The sequence below is a fragment of the Clostridioides sp. ES-S-0190-01 genome (genome assembly GCF_020658275.1).
Taxonomy (GTDB): domain Bacteria; phylum Bacillota; class Clostridia; order Peptostreptococcales; family Peptostreptococcaceae; genus Clostridioides.
In genome coordinates, this window is record NZ_JACVWA010000047.1 from 21,038 (window position 1) to 34,914 (window position 13,877).

The window sequence follows — 13,877 nt, forward strand, 5'->3', positions numbered from 1 at the left end:
TTAATAAATAGCTTTTTATATGCAGTTTAAATACACGTAGTGTTAATTAAGGTTTAACAGCAATGAATGAGCTAAGAAACTTAATTAAATAGTGGTTTGAATACACATACTGCTAAGGTTTAATTGATGTAAGTAAGTCATTTATTAATTTTAGAAATGCTTAAAATATAGTAAATTCAATTAGGATAAACGGTTATATCCCAACTAACAGTTAAAAATAAGAATGTAGACATTCCAAATGATGCATCAATTATCTTGGAATAATTTAATTATAGCACTATATAAATTGATTTATAATATTTTATATAAACGATAAAAATAATGTATTTATTATAAATATAATTAAAAGTAATATAATAAATAAAAAATAGTGTTATAAAAATAAAATTAAAAAGGTGGAAGAATAAATGAATAGTAGAGAATTAAATTTAAAAAAAGTTGAAAAACAAAATTATGAAACATGTAAGAAGGCTTTAAATAGAAATGGATTAATGCTTGAATTTATAAAATGGGATGAGTACAATTTTACAAAGGAACAAATGTATAATTTATATCTTATTGCTTTAGAAAATAATGAAAATGCTCTTAAGTATGTAAATTGGGATGAATTAGAAGGGGGCTTCTCAAAAGCACAAATAGAAGAACTTTGTTTGATAGCAGTAATGGAAGATGGATTAACTTTAGAATATGTAACAGAGCAAACTCCTAAGATATGTATAGAAGCTCTAAAACAAAATAAATATGCGATTAAATATGTTAAAGATAAAGAAAAATATGAGAAAATGTTTGACCTTAAATATTTGGAATCTCAAGGAGATGCAAGTGAAGTGTTTGCAATAAAAGAAAATGGAGAGTGGTTATTTACTATAAGTTATAAAGAAGATCTTACTAAGAAAGAGTTTGTAGATTATATTTATAATACAGGTGGTGGATTTGATTTGAGATTAGGAGTAAATATTTATAAACAAATATATTTTGATTTTTTAGGACAATTTGAATAATATAAAAAGAGCTATCTATTAATTTAAGATAGTTCTTTTACTCTTCTACTGTGGTTTTTTCTGGTGCTATCTTACTTAAGCTAAATTATTCATCTATTTATCTTTATAATGTATGTTATTATAATTGTCTTTCTAATTTAAAGTATTCAGATTCAAATTATCATATATTAGGAATCAGTATATCTGCAAAAAAATAAGAAAGCCACCCTGGGCGGAGTGACCTTCTTTACCACCCAAACACCTAAGAGTGGTTTCAAAAAATAAATTGATTTATTAATTCTATTATATCACAAATTTAATTTAAGTACACCTGTAGTTTGATAAAAAATTTAAATTAATATATCTCTTTTTTCTATATTATATATATTAAAACAGTAAAAAACTACCCTTGCAAGGGTAGTTTTTCTGCACTCAAAGTTGGAGCTAAGAGTGGTTGGGAACTTTATTTTAAAATCAAATTCCATAGATTTAAATAATTACTAATTGTTTAAATTACGAACTCTACTCTTGTTTGAAATAGATTGTAGTTCTTCTTGCTTTTATTATACCACAAATATAAAAATTTAAATACACAAAATGTTAAGGTTTAATTATATAAAAGTTCTATATTTTTGACAAGTGGAGTGGTTCAAATACACAAAGTGTTAAGGTTTAATTTAATTATTGCATCAAAAAAACTAAATAGCAAAAAAAGACTAATTTAAATACACAAAGTGCTAAGGTTAAAATAATTCATTCCTTAAATTAAGAAATGTTCACAAGATAGTAGTTTTAACTAATATAAGCTTTTTTATCCTAATCTATAGTTAAAAATAGAAAGTAGGTATTATATTAATAATCTTGGGATAATTTGATTATATCACTAAGTAAGTACACTTACAATATTTTATATAATCAATAAAAATAATATAATTATTATAAATAAAATTGAAAAATAATATAACAAATAAGATATATAGTATTATAAAAATAAATATAAGGATGGATATGTAAATGAGAGAAGTAAGTTTAAAAGAGATAAAAAGATTACCATGGGAATTTGAATATGCAAAAAACCAAACTTATGAAATGTGTGTAGAGGCAATAAAACGACAAGGGTTGTTACTTAAATATGCAAAATTAAATGAACTAAATTTAACTAAGGAACAGATATATAATTTATATCTTATTGCAGTTAAGCAAAATGGAGAAGCACTTAAGTATATAGAGGAACAAACCGAAGAATTATGTTTAATAGCAGTCAAGCAAGATGGTAATGCACTTAAACATGTAAAGATAGATAGATTATCAAAAGAGCAAGTAAATAAAATACATTTTGAAGCAGTAAGTAACTTTGGTGGAGCATTAGAATATATAGAAAATCAAACTCCTGAACTTTGTTTAATAGCAATTAAAAATTATGGAAATTCCTTAAAGTATGTAAATTGGAATATATTATCAGAAGAACAAGCCTATAAATTATATATAGAAGCAGTAAAGGAAAATGGATTAGCTTTGTATCATGTAAAAAATCAAACTCTTGAAATATGCACAGAAGCAGTTAAGCGAGATGGGATAGCTTTAATGAGTGTAAAGTGGGGAGAATTCTTAAAAGAACAAAGTTATGCAATCTGTATAGAAGCAGTTAAACGAGATGGAATGGCTTTAAATTTTGTAAAATGGGATGAATTCTCAAAAGAACAAACATATGAATTATGTTTAATAGCAGTAAGAGGGAATGGATTTGCCCTTCAATTTGTAAAAGAACAAACAGAAGAGTTGTGTCTTGAGGCAGTTAGGCAAGATGGAATGGCACTTCGATATGTAGATAAACAAACACCAGCACTTTGTATCGAAGCTATTAGACAAAATGGCTCAGCTCTTGAGTATATAGAGTGGCATATGTTATCAGAAGTACAAATAGATAAGATTTGTAGAGAAGCTCTAAAGCAAGATAGGCATTTAATTAGATATATAATAGATAAAGAAAAATATTTAGAAGAGTTTGATATTAAATATTTAAAAAAACAAGGTAGAGTAAGAGAAGTAATAGCCATTAAAGAAAATGGTAAATGGTTATTTACCATAGGTTGCCAATATAAAATTACCAAAGAGACTTTTATTGATAGAATCTATAATGAAGGTAGAGGATTTGATTTAGAGAAAGGTATTAATGTTCATAGACAAGTTTATGTTGATTTCTTAAAAGAGTTTGAATAGTAAAGAAGCTATCTATTAATTTAGATAGCTCTTTTTTATTACACATAGTGTTAAGGTTTAATAACTGTAAATAAGCTATTTATAAAATAAAAAAATGCTTACTATACATCAACTTCAATTCTTTTAAACTTTTTATACTATCAGATAATTAAAAAAGAGTGTAGACATTTCAAATCCTATATAATTAGCTTAACGATAAACTAATTATATAACTATAGAAACAAATTTATAATATTTTATATAAACAACAAAAATGGTATAATTATAATAAAAAATATTTAAGAAATATTATAAAGGGGATATATAAATGATTGAATTAAATTTAGACCTTAGAACTTATGAAACGTGTCTTAAAGTTGTAAAAAGTTCAGGTTGGTTAATACAAGAGATAAAGTTAGATGAACTTAATTTAAATAAAGAACAAATATATAATCTATATTTAAATGCACTTGGGAATTTTGGAAAAGGATTGAAATTTATAGAAGAACAAACTGAAGAATTATGTTTAATAGCAGTAAAAGAAAATGGGATGGCTCTTGAGTATGTAAAGAATAAAACTTCAAAAATATGTCTTGAAGCAGTAAAACAAAATTGGTGGGCAATTATATTTGTGGAAGACCAAAACAATGAAATATGTATTGAAGCTTTAAATCAAAATGTTAGGGCTCTAAAATACATGAATGACCAGTCTGAAGAAATATGCCTTGAAGCAGTGAAAAAGAATGGAAAGGCTCTTAAGTATGTAAATTGGGATAAATTCTCAAAGGAACAAGCTTATAAATTATGTTTAGAAGCAGTAAAACGAAGTGCAGAGGCTATTGAGTATGTAAAAGAAGATATTCTAAATATATGGTTAAAAGAACAGAATCTATAATGAAGATATGGGAATCTAACTTAAAGTTAGAAATAAATATTTATAGAGAAATATACTTTAGATTATTGAAAAATTTTATGGAATTTATTTAAATTATATAGAATAAAAAATTATATTTATAAATCAATATAAATAATTATAAATATTATAATAAAATTAATAAAAATAAATTATAAATAATTATAATGAAAAATATGTTTAAATTAATTGATATCTTATTTTTTTAACTTTATTTATAAAAAAATAGGAAAATTTACTATATCTATAGTGAGAAAATATAGTTTTATAGAAAATAAATTAAAAAGGGGAATATATAATGACTAAACAGGAGAGTGCTTTAATAGAACATCAGGAAATAGATTTAGAAGTAATAAATAGAAACCCTATTAATTTAAAATATGCTAAAGTTCAAACCTATGAAATGTGCCTTAAAGCTATAGAAAAAAATGGACTGTTACTTAAAGATGTAAGATGGGATGAAGGTAAAAAGAGATCCATCTGCAATTAGGTTTGTAAAAAGAAAAGGATTATCAGAGGATCAATTTGATAAAATATGTAAAACAGTTTTAAAACAGGATAAGCATTTAATTGAGTATATAAAAGATAAGAAAAAATATTTAGAAGAGTTTGATATTAAATATTTAGAAGAACAAAAAGGTGCTCAGGAAGTAATAGCAATAGAAGAAGATGGTCAGTGGCTATTTGATATAGGTTGCCAAGAAGATATAGACCTTGAAGAGTTTATATACAGAATTTATAATGAAAATGGTGGATTTGATCCAGAAGAAGGAATAAATGTCCATAGAGAAATATATCTTAATTTCTTGAAGGATTTTGATTAAATATAAAAAAAAGAACTATCTATTAATTTAGATAGTTTTTTTTGTTTATAAATGGAAGTTATTACTGACTATTATACACACTAAAAAGTAGTTGATACCTTGTTTGAAAACAGTTTATATCAAAATCAAAAGATGATATAATTAGAAATACAAAAAGAACTATATTATTGAGATATTATGCTTAGGGAAGATATATATATAGGCTGGATAAAAGAACATCCATGGGATTTAAAAGATGCACAAACTCAAACTTATGAAATGTACATAGAATCTATAAAAAAGATGGATTATTTCTTAAAGATATAAGGCTGGATGAACTGAATTTTAACAAGGAGTAGGTTAATAACTTATGTCCTATGGCAGTAAAAGAAAAAGGCTTAGCACTTGAGTATGTAAAGAATCAGACTGAAGAAATATGTAGAGAAGCATTAAGACAAAATAAACAAGCAATTATATATATTGAAGATTGGAAAATACCAAAAATAAACTAATAAGAAAACTTTCAAAGAAAATATGGAAGTTTGAAAGTAAAAAATATAAAAAAAAGGAGTAGCTACTCATCAAAACATTCAAAAGTAAGTAGACAAAACGAGCTTCTATAAAGAAGAAATTTTATCAATATGGATGTATTTGACCTTATTTTGAGTAGCAGACTGGTTAAATGACTCAATTAGAAATGGATTTAAAAAAAATTAAAAAAAATCCTCGAAATTTAAAAGATATTAAAGAACAGGCAATAGAGGTATGTATAGAGGCAGTAAGACGGAATGGATTAGTTCTTGAATACATAAAGTGGAATGAATTCTCAAAAGAACAACTTAATGAAATCTGTCTTAAAGCAGTCAAACAAAATGGAAACTCTCTTAAATATGTAAAATGGGATGAATTCTCAAAAGAACAATCTTATGATATCTGCATGGAAGCCGTTAAACAAAGACCTTCATCATTGCAATATGTAAATGAACAAACCCCTGAGATATGCATAGAGGCAGTAAGACAAAATGGATTGGTTCTTAAGTACATAAGGTGGGACGAATTAAAAGGCAAATTTTCAAAGAAACAGATTGATGAAATCTGTTTAGAGGCAGTAAGAGATGATGGATATGCACTTGAGTATGTGAAAGAGCAAACCAAAGAAATCTGTTTAGAAGCAGTTAGTAATAAAGGGAGAGCTTTTAAATTTGTGAGAGAACAGCTCGATGAAATCTGTCTTATCGCAGTAAAAAATGATTCATATTCTCTTAGATATGTAAAAAATCAAACACCAGAACTTTGTGTAATTGCTGTAAAAGAAAATGGATTAGCTATTAGGCAAGTGAAAGAGCAAACAGAAGAACTATGTTTAATAGCATTAAAGCAAAATCCAAGGGCACTTCAATTCATAAGAAAACAAACAAAAGAGATGTGTTTAAATGCAGTAAGACAAAGAGCTGAAGCTCTTTATTATATAAAGAAACAGACAGAAGAAATGTGTTTAATTGCAATCAACCAGGACCCACAAACACTTAAGTATGTAAAAAATAAGACTCTAAATATCTGTCTTGAGGCATTAAGAAGAGATGGTATGGTTTTAGAACATATTGAAAAACAAACAGAAGGAATGTGCCTAATAGCAGTAATGCAAAATGGATTAGCTCTTCAGTATGCGAAGGTGCAAACGGAAGAGATCTGTTTAGAAGCAGTGAGAGAAAATGGGTTAGCTTTAGAATTTGTATATAAACAAACATTGAAAATTTGTAAAGAAGCTGTAAAACAGAACAAGAATGCTATTGATTTTGTAGAAATTAGATTTTTGGAAATAGATATGAATTTATGATTAACTTTAAAATACATATATGAAAGATAAAAGGCCATTTTAAATAATTAAAGATGGTCTTTTATTTATTTTTAAATAGCAAATTCAAGAAATTTTAAGCCTTGGAAATTATAAAAATTAAAAACAATTACTATAATAGGACATATTACATAAATAAAAAAGTTTATTAAACAAAATAAAAAATAAAAAGGAAGTGTTTTTATGTTTGGGATTCATCCATTTAGATTTTTGTACATACTTTTGAGTGGTGAGTTTTTCTGGTCATGGTTCTTTATAGGAGTTATGTTGTTTGCAACGATAAGATTTTTATATCGTAGAGGGGTGTTCAACAAATACATAACTATGTTTAAAAAATTATATCAAAAGTTTTAATCAACTTTAAAAAGCTATCTATTAATTTAGATAGCCTTTTTTGTTATATATATAATATTAATGTTTTTTACTAATCTATGACTAAAAATAATAAATATATATACTTTAAACCTACTTAAAATATTTTATATAATCAATATAAATGATATAATATATTGTACAAAAAGAAAAATATAATTCATATATTATAGATAAAGTTGAAAAGGAGAAAGCCTTATGAGGATGGAATCAAATAATATAATAGAAAATTCATGGGATTTGAAAGATTTTAAAGAACAAACTTATGAAATATGTCTTAAGGCTATAGGACAAAATGGCTTGTTGCTTAAGGATATAAAATGGAATGAACTCAATTTAACAAAGGAACAGTTTTATGAATTATGTTTCAATGCAGTCATACAAAATGGATTAGCTCTTAAATATGTGAAGTTAGATAAATTATCAAAAGAACAAATAGATGAAATTTGTTTAATAGCAGTAAGACAAAATGAAGAAGTCTTAGCATATGTAAAAAATCAGACTCCTAAGATGTGTATAGAAACTCTACGACAAAATAAACATGCAATTAAATATATTAAAGACAAGGAAAAGTACTTAGATTTATTTGAAATTAAATATTTAGAAGAACAAGAAGATATAAAGGAAGTAATAGCAATAAAAGAAAAAGGAGAATGGCTTTTTTCTATAGGTGATTATAAAAATATTACTAAAAAAGAATTATTTAACCTAAAGGAAGGGATAGATATCCATAGGCAAGCTTACATTGATTTCTTAAAAGATATTGAAACTAATAAAAGAACATTATCTATTAAGTCCATTCCAAAAGAAGTATATTTATATTATTTCTTACATAAGTTCTATAATTCAACAATTATATTCTTTTTTACTATGATCTTGTTGAGTCCTGCTATTCTTATTCTATTTGATTTTCCACTTGCTTTTACCTATATTATTGTTGGTTTTATTTTACAAATAGCATTCTTTTCTATAGTTGAATAAAAAGGAGATATAAATGAAATATATAGATTTAGATAGGATAAAAAATTATCCATGGGATTTGAAATTTGCACAAACACAAACATATGAGATGTGTATAGAAGCCATAAAAATAGATGGATTGTTACTCAAAGATATAAGATGGAATGAACTCAATATAACTAAAGAGCAGGTTTATAATTTATATCTTACAGCAGTTAAAAATGATGGATATGCACTTGAATATGTAAAGTGGAGTGAATTAGAAAGCGGACTTTCAAAAGAACAGATTAATGAAATCTGTTTAATAGCAGTAAAAACTGACGGATTAGCTTTAAAATATGTAAAAAATCAAACTGAAGAAATCTGTATGATAGCAGTAAGAAATAATGGGCTTGCTCTTGAATATGTTGAAGAACAGACTATGGAAATCTGTATAGAGGCGGTTAGAAATGATGGTGAGGCTTTAGAGTATGTAAAAAAGCAAACTCCAGAAGTATGTATGGAAGCAGTTAGGCGAGATGGTGAGGCTTTAGAGTATGTAAATAATCAGTTCTATGAAATATGTATTGAAGCAGTCAAACAAAATAGTTTAGCTTTAGAATATGTAAATTGGGACAAATTCACAAAAGAACAATTCATTGAGATGTGTTTAATGGTAGTAAAACAGGATGGATTGGCACTTGCGTATATAGATGATAAGCTTGATGAAATATGTAGAGAAGCTTTAAGACAAAATAAACATGCAATTAAATATATAAAAGATAAAGATAAATATTTAAAAGAATTTGATATTAAATATTTAGAAAGACAAGAAGAAGCAAGTGAAGTAATAGCTATAAAAGAAGAAGGGAGATGGCTATTTACTGTAGGGTGTCAAATCAACATTACTAAAGAAGAATTCATATATAGAATCTATAATGAAGGTGGAGGGTTTGACCCAGAAAAAGATATTAATGTCCATAGACAAGTATATCTTGATTTCTTAAAAGAGATTCGAGAATATGAAAATGGATATCTGTTAATTTAGATATCTTTTTCTGTTACACAAAGTGTTAAGGCTTAAATAATCCATTTCTAAAATTAAAAAATGTTTACAATTCAGTAATTTTAACTAATGTAAGCTTTTTATACCAACTAATAGTTAAAAATAAAAAGTAGCTATTATGTTAATTATCTTATGCTAATTTAATTATAGCAGTATATATACTAATTTATAAAATTTTATATAATCAATAAAAATAGTGCAATTATTATAAAAAAAATTAAAAATTATATAATAAATATAAATAAAAGTGTTATAAAAATAAAATTAAAAAGAGGGGAAAGATTAGATGAAATGTATAGATGTAGATTGGATAAAAAAACATCCATGGGATTTGAAAAATGCAAAAACACAAACTTATGAAATGTGTATAGAGGCAGTAAAAAAAAATGGGATGCTACTTGGAGATGTAAGATTTGATGAACTTAATTTAACCAAAGAACAAACTTATAATTTATATCTTACAGCAGTAAAAGAATATGGATATGCTCTTGAATATGTTATTGAACAAACACCAGAAATATGTTTAGAGGCAGTAAGAGATAGAGGATATGCTTTAAAGTATGTAAACAATCAAACAGATGAAATATGCATGGAAGCTGTAAGACAAGATAGCTTAGCTTTAGAAGATGTTATTGAACAAACGCCAAGGATATGTTTAGAGGCAGTAAGAAATAGAGGATATGTTTTAAAGTATGTAAACAATCAAACAGATGAAATATGCATGGAAGCAGTAAGAGAGAACGGGTTAGCTTTGGAGTATGTAAATAATCAAACAGATGAAATATGTAGAGAAGCAGTAAAAGAAAATGGATTAGCACTTCAATTTGTAGAAAAACAAACAGAAGAGATATGTAGAGAAGCTCTAAAACAAGATAAACATGCAATTAAGTATGTAATAGATAAGGAAAAATATTTAGAAGAATTTAATATTAAATATTTAAAAAAGCAGGGTAAAGTAAGAGAAGTAATAGCAATAAAAGAAGATGGGAGATGGCTATTTATAGTAGGTTGTCAAGATAATATTAGCAAAGAAATTTTTATTTATAGAATCTATAATGAAGGTGGAGGGTTTGACCCAGAGAAAGATATTAATGTCCATAGACAAATATATCTTAATTTCCTAAAAGAGTTTGAATAGTAAAGAAGCTATCTATTAATTTAGATAGCTTCTTCTTAATTACACATAGTGTTAAGGTTTAATAATGGATAATATTATAATAAATGAATTAGATACATTGTTTAAATACACATAGTGTTAAGGTTTAATTTGATAGACCAAAAGAAAATATAAGACCTAAATTATAGTTTAAATACACGTAGTGTTAAGGTTTAATAAGCTTCTTATTATGTAATAGAAAGAAAAAAAATAGGGTTTAAATACACATAGTGTTAAGGTTTAATCTTTAAATATATCAATAGTATATAATAATAATGCAACGTTTAAATACACATAGTGTTAAGGTTTAATATATTAAAGGTGGTATTTATCTATGGTAGAAAGATTGTTTAAATACACATAGTGTTAAGGTTTAATTTATGTAGATGAGCTGGATAACCACCACAATGATAGGTTTAAATACACATAGTGTTAAGGTTTAATTTTAAAATTTGCCTAACTCACCATGCTAATAAAAGAAGGTTTAAATACACATAGTGTTAAGGTTTAATAGCTGTAAACAAGCCATTTCTAAAATTAAGAAAATCTTATAATATAGTAGTTTCAATTAATTTAAGCTTTTTATCCCAAATAATAGTTAAAAATAAAAATATAGATATTTCAATATATACATAAAATAGCTTGGGATAATTTATATTATATCACTATATAAATTAACTTACAATATTTTATATAAACAATAAAAATGATATACTTATTATAAAAAAAAATAAAAATAATATAATAAATATAAATAAAAGTGTTATAAAAATAAAATTTAAAAAGGGAGAGTCAAATGAAAAAAATAGATGTAGATTGGATAAAAAAACATCCATGGGATTTGAAAAATGCAAAAACACAAACTTATGAAATGTGTATAAAGGCAGTAAAAAAAGAGGGGATGCTACTTAGAGATGTAAGATTTGATGAACTTAATTTAACCAAAGAACAAACTTATAATTTATATCTTACAGCAGTAAAAGAATTTGGATATGCTCTGGAATATGTTATGGAACAAACACCAGAGATTTGTATAGAAGCAGTAAGAAATAGAGGATATGCTTTAAAGTATGTAAAATGGAACAAATTAAGAGGTAAATTCTCAAAAGAACAGCTTGATAAAATTTGCATTGAAGCTGTAAGACAAGATGGCTTCGCATTACAATTTGTAGGAAATCAAACTGAGGAAATGTGCATATATGCATTAAAACAAGATAAATATGTAATTAGATATGTTAAAGATAAAGAAAAATATGAAGATATGTTTAACATCAAATATTTAAAAGAACAAGAAGAAGCAAAAGAAGTGTTGGCAGTAAAAAAAAATGGAGTATGGCTATTTACAGTAGGTTGCCAAAGAGATATTACTAAAGAAACTTTTATTGATAGAATCTATAATGAAGGTGGAGGGTTTGACCCAGAGAAAGATATTAATGTCCATAGACAAGTATACCTTGATTTCTTGAAGGAATTTCAATAAAAACTAAGTGGCTATATAATTATAATATTTTATATAAACAATACAATTATTGTGATTTAAATTAAAAAATGACATGTAATAGATAAAAGAGGAAGCTCTTTATAAGCCAAATAGATTAAGTTGTAAAAATTAAATTATGTATGGAGGGTAATTATGATGAATATTTATATGGTAAAGACAAATAAGGAATGCTTTATAACTGATTGCGAGGTGTTTCAAGGGCATGATTATAGCTATCATAGAACTAAGCTAACAGATTTATATTTTGATAAAGAAAAGCCAAAGGAAACATATTGTAAAAATTGGTATGTTATAGATAAATATCCAGAAAAAATTGAAACTGAGTTAATAGAGTATACAAATGAAAGATATGAAATTGATAATAAAAATCTGATATGTGAAAAGTTCCCTGAAATAATAAGAAGAGAAGATAGGGGGAAACTTGATTTTGATATATCTGAATTTTATTCTATTAAAAGAGATAAACGTCCTTTTAGATTAGTTGAAGTAGAAAATGTAAAAATAGAAGTAATTATGGAATTAGATAGTTTTGAAATGCCAAATAAGATAGAATATGAGGCTACTGGTGATAAAGAAAACTATAAAAGCAATTCTGTATATAAAATAACAAATACAGATGTAAAACATCAGTTATTAGATAAAATAATTTTTCCAGAACTAATGTTATCATCAATGCCATGTAAATTTACTTCAAAACAAATGTTTGACATAACAAGACAATATATAAAAGAGAATATAGATTTAAGTAAAGCTAAAATAACATCTGATTATGATTTCTGTTTTACTGTTAAAAAAATAGTACCATTATTAACGCCAGAAAAAATAACTTATCAGAATGTTTTTGCAAGAACTAAAAAAGAACGTAATAAGATTCATTATGGAATTAAAGAATATAAAGAAGTAGAAATATTTTCAATGACTCATAATCAGCGTAATTATGATGGATATACAGCAATAGATGCTATGTATGCAAATAATGAGAATGAATTAAAAGAAAAAGTTGATACATGGTTAAAAGGAGCTATAGAAATAATCAATAAACCATTAGAATTATGCCCTCATTGTAATGGAACAGGATATATGGACGAAATAAAAAAAATAAAGATTAAAAATATATAAAAGGAGATTTAAATGATAAAATATTGCAAAGAAAAGTGGATAAAAAATAAAACAAGATTACGAGAAGCATTGTTAGAGTCTGATTTCATTAATAGTGATAGTTATTGTAGTTATGAAGATTTGGTTAAATTATCTGTAAAATATATTTTGAATGATGATATAGATGAGGATGATAAATGGGATAGTGACAATATAACTGAAATAGATAATGGACATTATCAAGGTACTTTATTATATTTAATACCTAAAAAAACATATCAGCCCGATGAACGTGAATATCTTATGACATATGTTGGTTATGGAAGTTGTAGTGGATGTGATGTATTAGAATGGATTTTAGATAAATCAGAAAATAAAATAAAAGATTATATGCTTTTATGTAAAGATATAATATCTAACATTATAAAACCATATAATTTCGGATGGAGAGAAGATAATAAATATAATATTGTAAATAATTAATAAAATATTTATATAAAAAAGAATTAGAAATAAATACTCTAATAAAATAGTAAGAGAAATATTAACAGGAGAAATACTATGAAAATTGAAAATTGTTATAATTGCGATGGTGCTTTAAATGAAGAATATCAAGTAATAATATATGATCCAGGATTACAAATTGTGAAATGTTGTTGTATAGATTGTGCAGAAGAATTAAAAGAAAGGAATCAAGAGCTTTTGTATGAAAGAGCAGATGTCAATAACCCACCTCTAAAGAGGTAGGCTTGAAGTTATCTACAAGTCATATTGACCAGATTGAGTTTTAAACTACATTATTAAGGTCATAACACCTACAAATGCTTCTCCAGTTTGTAGCTTCTGTTGCATATTATTAAACAGTTTATGGGTACAAACAGTGTAATATGCTATCAAGCCTTAATAATATTATCGAGGAGAGCAGTTTCTAACTGCGTTACCCATGAAGTTAATTTCTTAACTTCATAGAGTTTACTCTTAAAGGAGGTTTTTTA

The 13,877-nt window shown here is 25.5% G+C and carries 16 protein-coding genes and 1 CRISPR repeat array; all 16 genes read left to right on the forward strand.

Going from position 1 to position 13,877, the window contains the following annotated elements:
* Positions 1 to 407 precede the first annotated feature (407 nt).
* The 16 genes from IC214_RS20035 (at position 408) to IC214_RS20100 (ending at position 13,629) form a co-directional block, all read left to right on the forward strand.
* A complete protein-coding gene (locus IC214_RS20035; protein ID WP_227824914.1) occupies positions 408 to 1,001 on the forward strand; it encodes a DUF4116 domain-containing protein in 594 nt (197 codons plus the stop codon).
* A gap of 993 nt (positions 1,002 to 1,994) precedes the next feature.
* Entirely contained in the window at positions 1,995 to 3,200 is a 1,206-nt protein-coding gene (locus tag IC214_RS20040) for a DUF4116 domain-containing protein (protein WP_227824913.1), read from the forward strand.
* A gap of 307 nt (positions 3,201 to 3,507) precedes the next feature.
* Entirely contained in the window at positions 3,508 to 4,074 is a 567-nt protein-coding gene (locus IC214_RS20045; protein WP_227824912.1) for a DUF4116 domain-containing protein, read from the forward strand.
* A 316-nt stretch (positions 4,075 to 4,390) separates the two neighbouring features.
* Positions 4,391 to 4,582, forward strand: coding sequence for a hypothetical protein (locus tag IC214_RS20050; RefSeq protein WP_227824911.1), 192 nt, complete (start codon positions 4,391 to 4,393; stop codon positions 4,580 to 4,582).
* The gene (locus IC214_RS20055; RefSeq protein WP_227824910.1) at positions 4,551 to 4,916 is read left to right on the forward strand and encodes a hypothetical protein; all 366 of its coding nucleotides are present in this window, start codon (positions 4,551 to 4,553) and stop codon (positions 4,914 to 4,916) included. Before IC214_RS20050 ends, IC214_RS20055 begins: the two co-directional genes overlap by 32 nt.
* 177 nt (positions 4,917 to 5,093) lie before the next feature.
* Positions 5,094 to 5,222: a hypothetical protein gene (locus tag IC214_RS20970; RefSeq protein WP_255613219.1), complete on the forward strand. Its 129-nt coding sequence runs from the start codon at positions 5,094 to 5,096 to the stop codon at positions 5,220 to 5,222.
* Positions 5,223 to 5,272: 50 nt separating this feature from the next.
* Complete coding sequence (locus IC214_RS20975) at positions 5,273 to 5,407, forward strand: hypothetical protein (RefSeq protein ID WP_255613220.1); 135 nt, start codon at positions 5,273 to 5,275, stop codon at positions 5,405 to 5,407.
* 170 nt (positions 5,408 to 5,577) lie between these two features.
* Positions 5,578 to 6,732, forward strand: coding sequence for a DUF4116 domain-containing protein (locus IC214_RS20060; RefSeq protein WP_227824909.1), 1,155 nt, complete (start codon positions 5,578 to 5,580; stop codon positions 6,730 to 6,732).
* A gap of 201 nt (positions 6,733 to 6,933) precedes the next feature.
* On the forward strand, positions 6,934 to 7,104 hold the full coding sequence (locus tag IC214_RS20065; protein WP_009899159.1) for a hypothetical protein: 171 nt from the start codon (positions 6,934 to 6,936) through the stop codon (positions 7,102 to 7,104).
* 216 nt (positions 7,105 to 7,320) lie between these two features.
* On the forward strand, positions 7,321 to 8,103 hold the full coding sequence (locus IC214_RS20070) for a hypothetical protein (RefSeq protein WP_227824908.1): 783 nt from the start codon (positions 7,321 to 7,323) through the stop codon (positions 8,101 to 8,103).
* A gap of 13 nt (positions 8,104 to 8,116) precedes the next feature.
* Positions 8,117 to 9,109: a DUF4116 domain-containing protein gene (locus tag IC214_RS20075; RefSeq protein ID WP_227824907.1), complete on the forward strand. Its 993-nt coding sequence runs from the start codon at positions 8,117 to 8,119 to the stop codon at positions 9,107 to 9,109.
* Positions 9,110 to 9,413: 304 nt separating this feature from the next.
* Positions 9,414 to 10,265: a DUF4116 domain-containing protein gene (locus tag IC214_RS20080; RefSeq protein ID WP_227824906.1), complete on the forward strand. Its 852-nt coding sequence runs from the start codon at positions 9,414 to 9,416 to the stop codon at positions 10,263 to 10,265.
* A gap of 33 nt (positions 10,266 to 10,298) precedes the next feature.
* Positions 10,299 to 10,795: a CRISPR direct-repeat array (repeat unit 30 nt; unit sequence GTTTAAATACACATAGTGTTAAGGTTTAAT).
* A 284-nt stretch (positions 10,796 to 11,079) separates the two neighbouring features.
* Complete coding sequence (locus IC214_RS20085) at positions 11,080 to 11,763, forward strand: DUF4116 domain-containing protein (RefSeq protein ID WP_227824905.1); 684 nt, start codon at positions 11,080 to 11,082, stop codon at positions 11,761 to 11,763.
* 153 nt (positions 11,764 to 11,916) lie between these two features.
* The gene (locus IC214_RS20090; RefSeq protein WP_227824904.1) at positions 11,917 to 12,903 is read left to right on the forward strand and encodes a hypothetical protein; all 987 of its coding nucleotides are present in this window, start codon (positions 11,917 to 11,919) and stop codon (positions 12,901 to 12,903) included.
* A 12-nt stretch (positions 12,904 to 12,915) separates the two neighbouring features.
* The gene (locus IC214_RS20095; RefSeq protein WP_227824903.1) at positions 12,916 to 13,365 is read left to right on the forward strand and encodes a hypothetical protein; all 450 of its coding nucleotides are present in this window, start codon (positions 12,916 to 12,918) and stop codon (positions 13,363 to 13,365) included.
* 78 nt (positions 13,366 to 13,443) lie between these two features.
* Complete coding sequence (locus IC214_RS20100) at positions 13,444 to 13,629, forward strand: hypothetical protein (protein ID WP_227824902.1); 186 nt, start codon at positions 13,444 to 13,446, stop codon at positions 13,627 to 13,629.
* Positions 13,630 to 13,877: the final 248 nt, after the last annotated feature.

What these genes read in the sequence shown, in the direction of transcription:
- IC214_RS20035 (WP_227824914.1), top strand. Translation starts at nt 408, where the DNA reads ATGAATAGTAGAGAATTAAATTTAAAAAAAGTTGAAAAACAAAATTAT.
- IC214_RS20040 (WP_227824913.1), top strand. Translation starts at nt 1,995, where the DNA reads ATGAGAGAAGTAAGTTTAAAAGAGATAAAAAGATTACCATGGGAATTT.
- IC214_RS20045 (WP_227824912.1), top strand. Translation starts at nt 3,508, where the DNA reads ATGATTGAATTAAATTTAGACCTTAGAACTTATGAAACGTGTCTTAAA.
- IC214_RS20050 (WP_227824911.1), top strand. Translation starts at nt 4,391, where the DNA reads ATGACTAAACAGGAGAGTGCTTTAATAGAACATCAGGAAATAGATTTA.
- IC214_RS20055 (WP_227824910.1), top strand. Translation starts at nt 4,551, where the DNA reads ATGAAGGTAAAAAGAGATCCATCTGCAATTAGGTTTGTAAAAAGAAAA.
- IC214_RS20970 (WP_255613219.1), top strand. Translation starts at nt 5,094, where the DNA reads ATGCTTAGGGAAGATATATATATAGGCTGGATAAAAGAACATCCATGG.
- IC214_RS20975 (WP_255613220.1), top strand. Translation starts at nt 5,273, where the DNA reads ATGGCAGTAAAAGAAAAAGGCTTAGCACTTGAGTATGTAAAGAATCAG.
- IC214_RS20060 (WP_227824909.1), top strand. Translation starts at nt 5,578, where the DNA reads ATGACTCAATTAGAAATGGATTTAAAAAAAATTAAAAAAAATCCTCGA.
- IC214_RS20065 (WP_009899159.1), top strand. Translation starts at nt 6,934, where the DNA reads ATGTTTGGGATTCATCCATTTAGATTTTTGTACATACTTTTGAGTGGT.
- IC214_RS20070 (WP_227824908.1), top strand. Translation starts at nt 7,321, where the DNA reads ATGAGGATGGAATCAAATAATATAATAGAAAATTCATGGGATTTGAAA.
- IC214_RS20075 (WP_227824907.1), top strand. Translation starts at nt 8,117, where the DNA reads ATGAAATATATAGATTTAGATAGGATAAAAAATTATCCATGGGATTTG.
- IC214_RS20080 (WP_227824906.1), top strand. Translation starts at nt 9,414, where the DNA reads ATGAAATGTATAGATGTAGATTGGATAAAAAAACATCCATGGGATTTG.
- IC214_RS20085 (WP_227824905.1), top strand. Translation starts at nt 11,080, where the DNA reads ATGAAAAAAATAGATGTAGATTGGATAAAAAAACATCCATGGGATTTG.
- IC214_RS20090 (WP_227824904.1), top strand. Translation starts at nt 11,917, where the DNA reads ATGATGAATATTTATATGGTAAAGACAAATAAGGAATGCTTTATAACT.
- IC214_RS20095 (WP_227824903.1), top strand. Translation starts at nt 12,916, where the DNA reads ATGATAAAATATTGCAAAGAAAAGTGGATAAAAAATAAAACAAGATTA.
- IC214_RS20100 (WP_227824902.1), top strand. Translation starts at nt 13,444, where the DNA reads ATGAAAATTGAAAATTGTTATAATTGCGATGGTGCTTTAAATGAAGAA.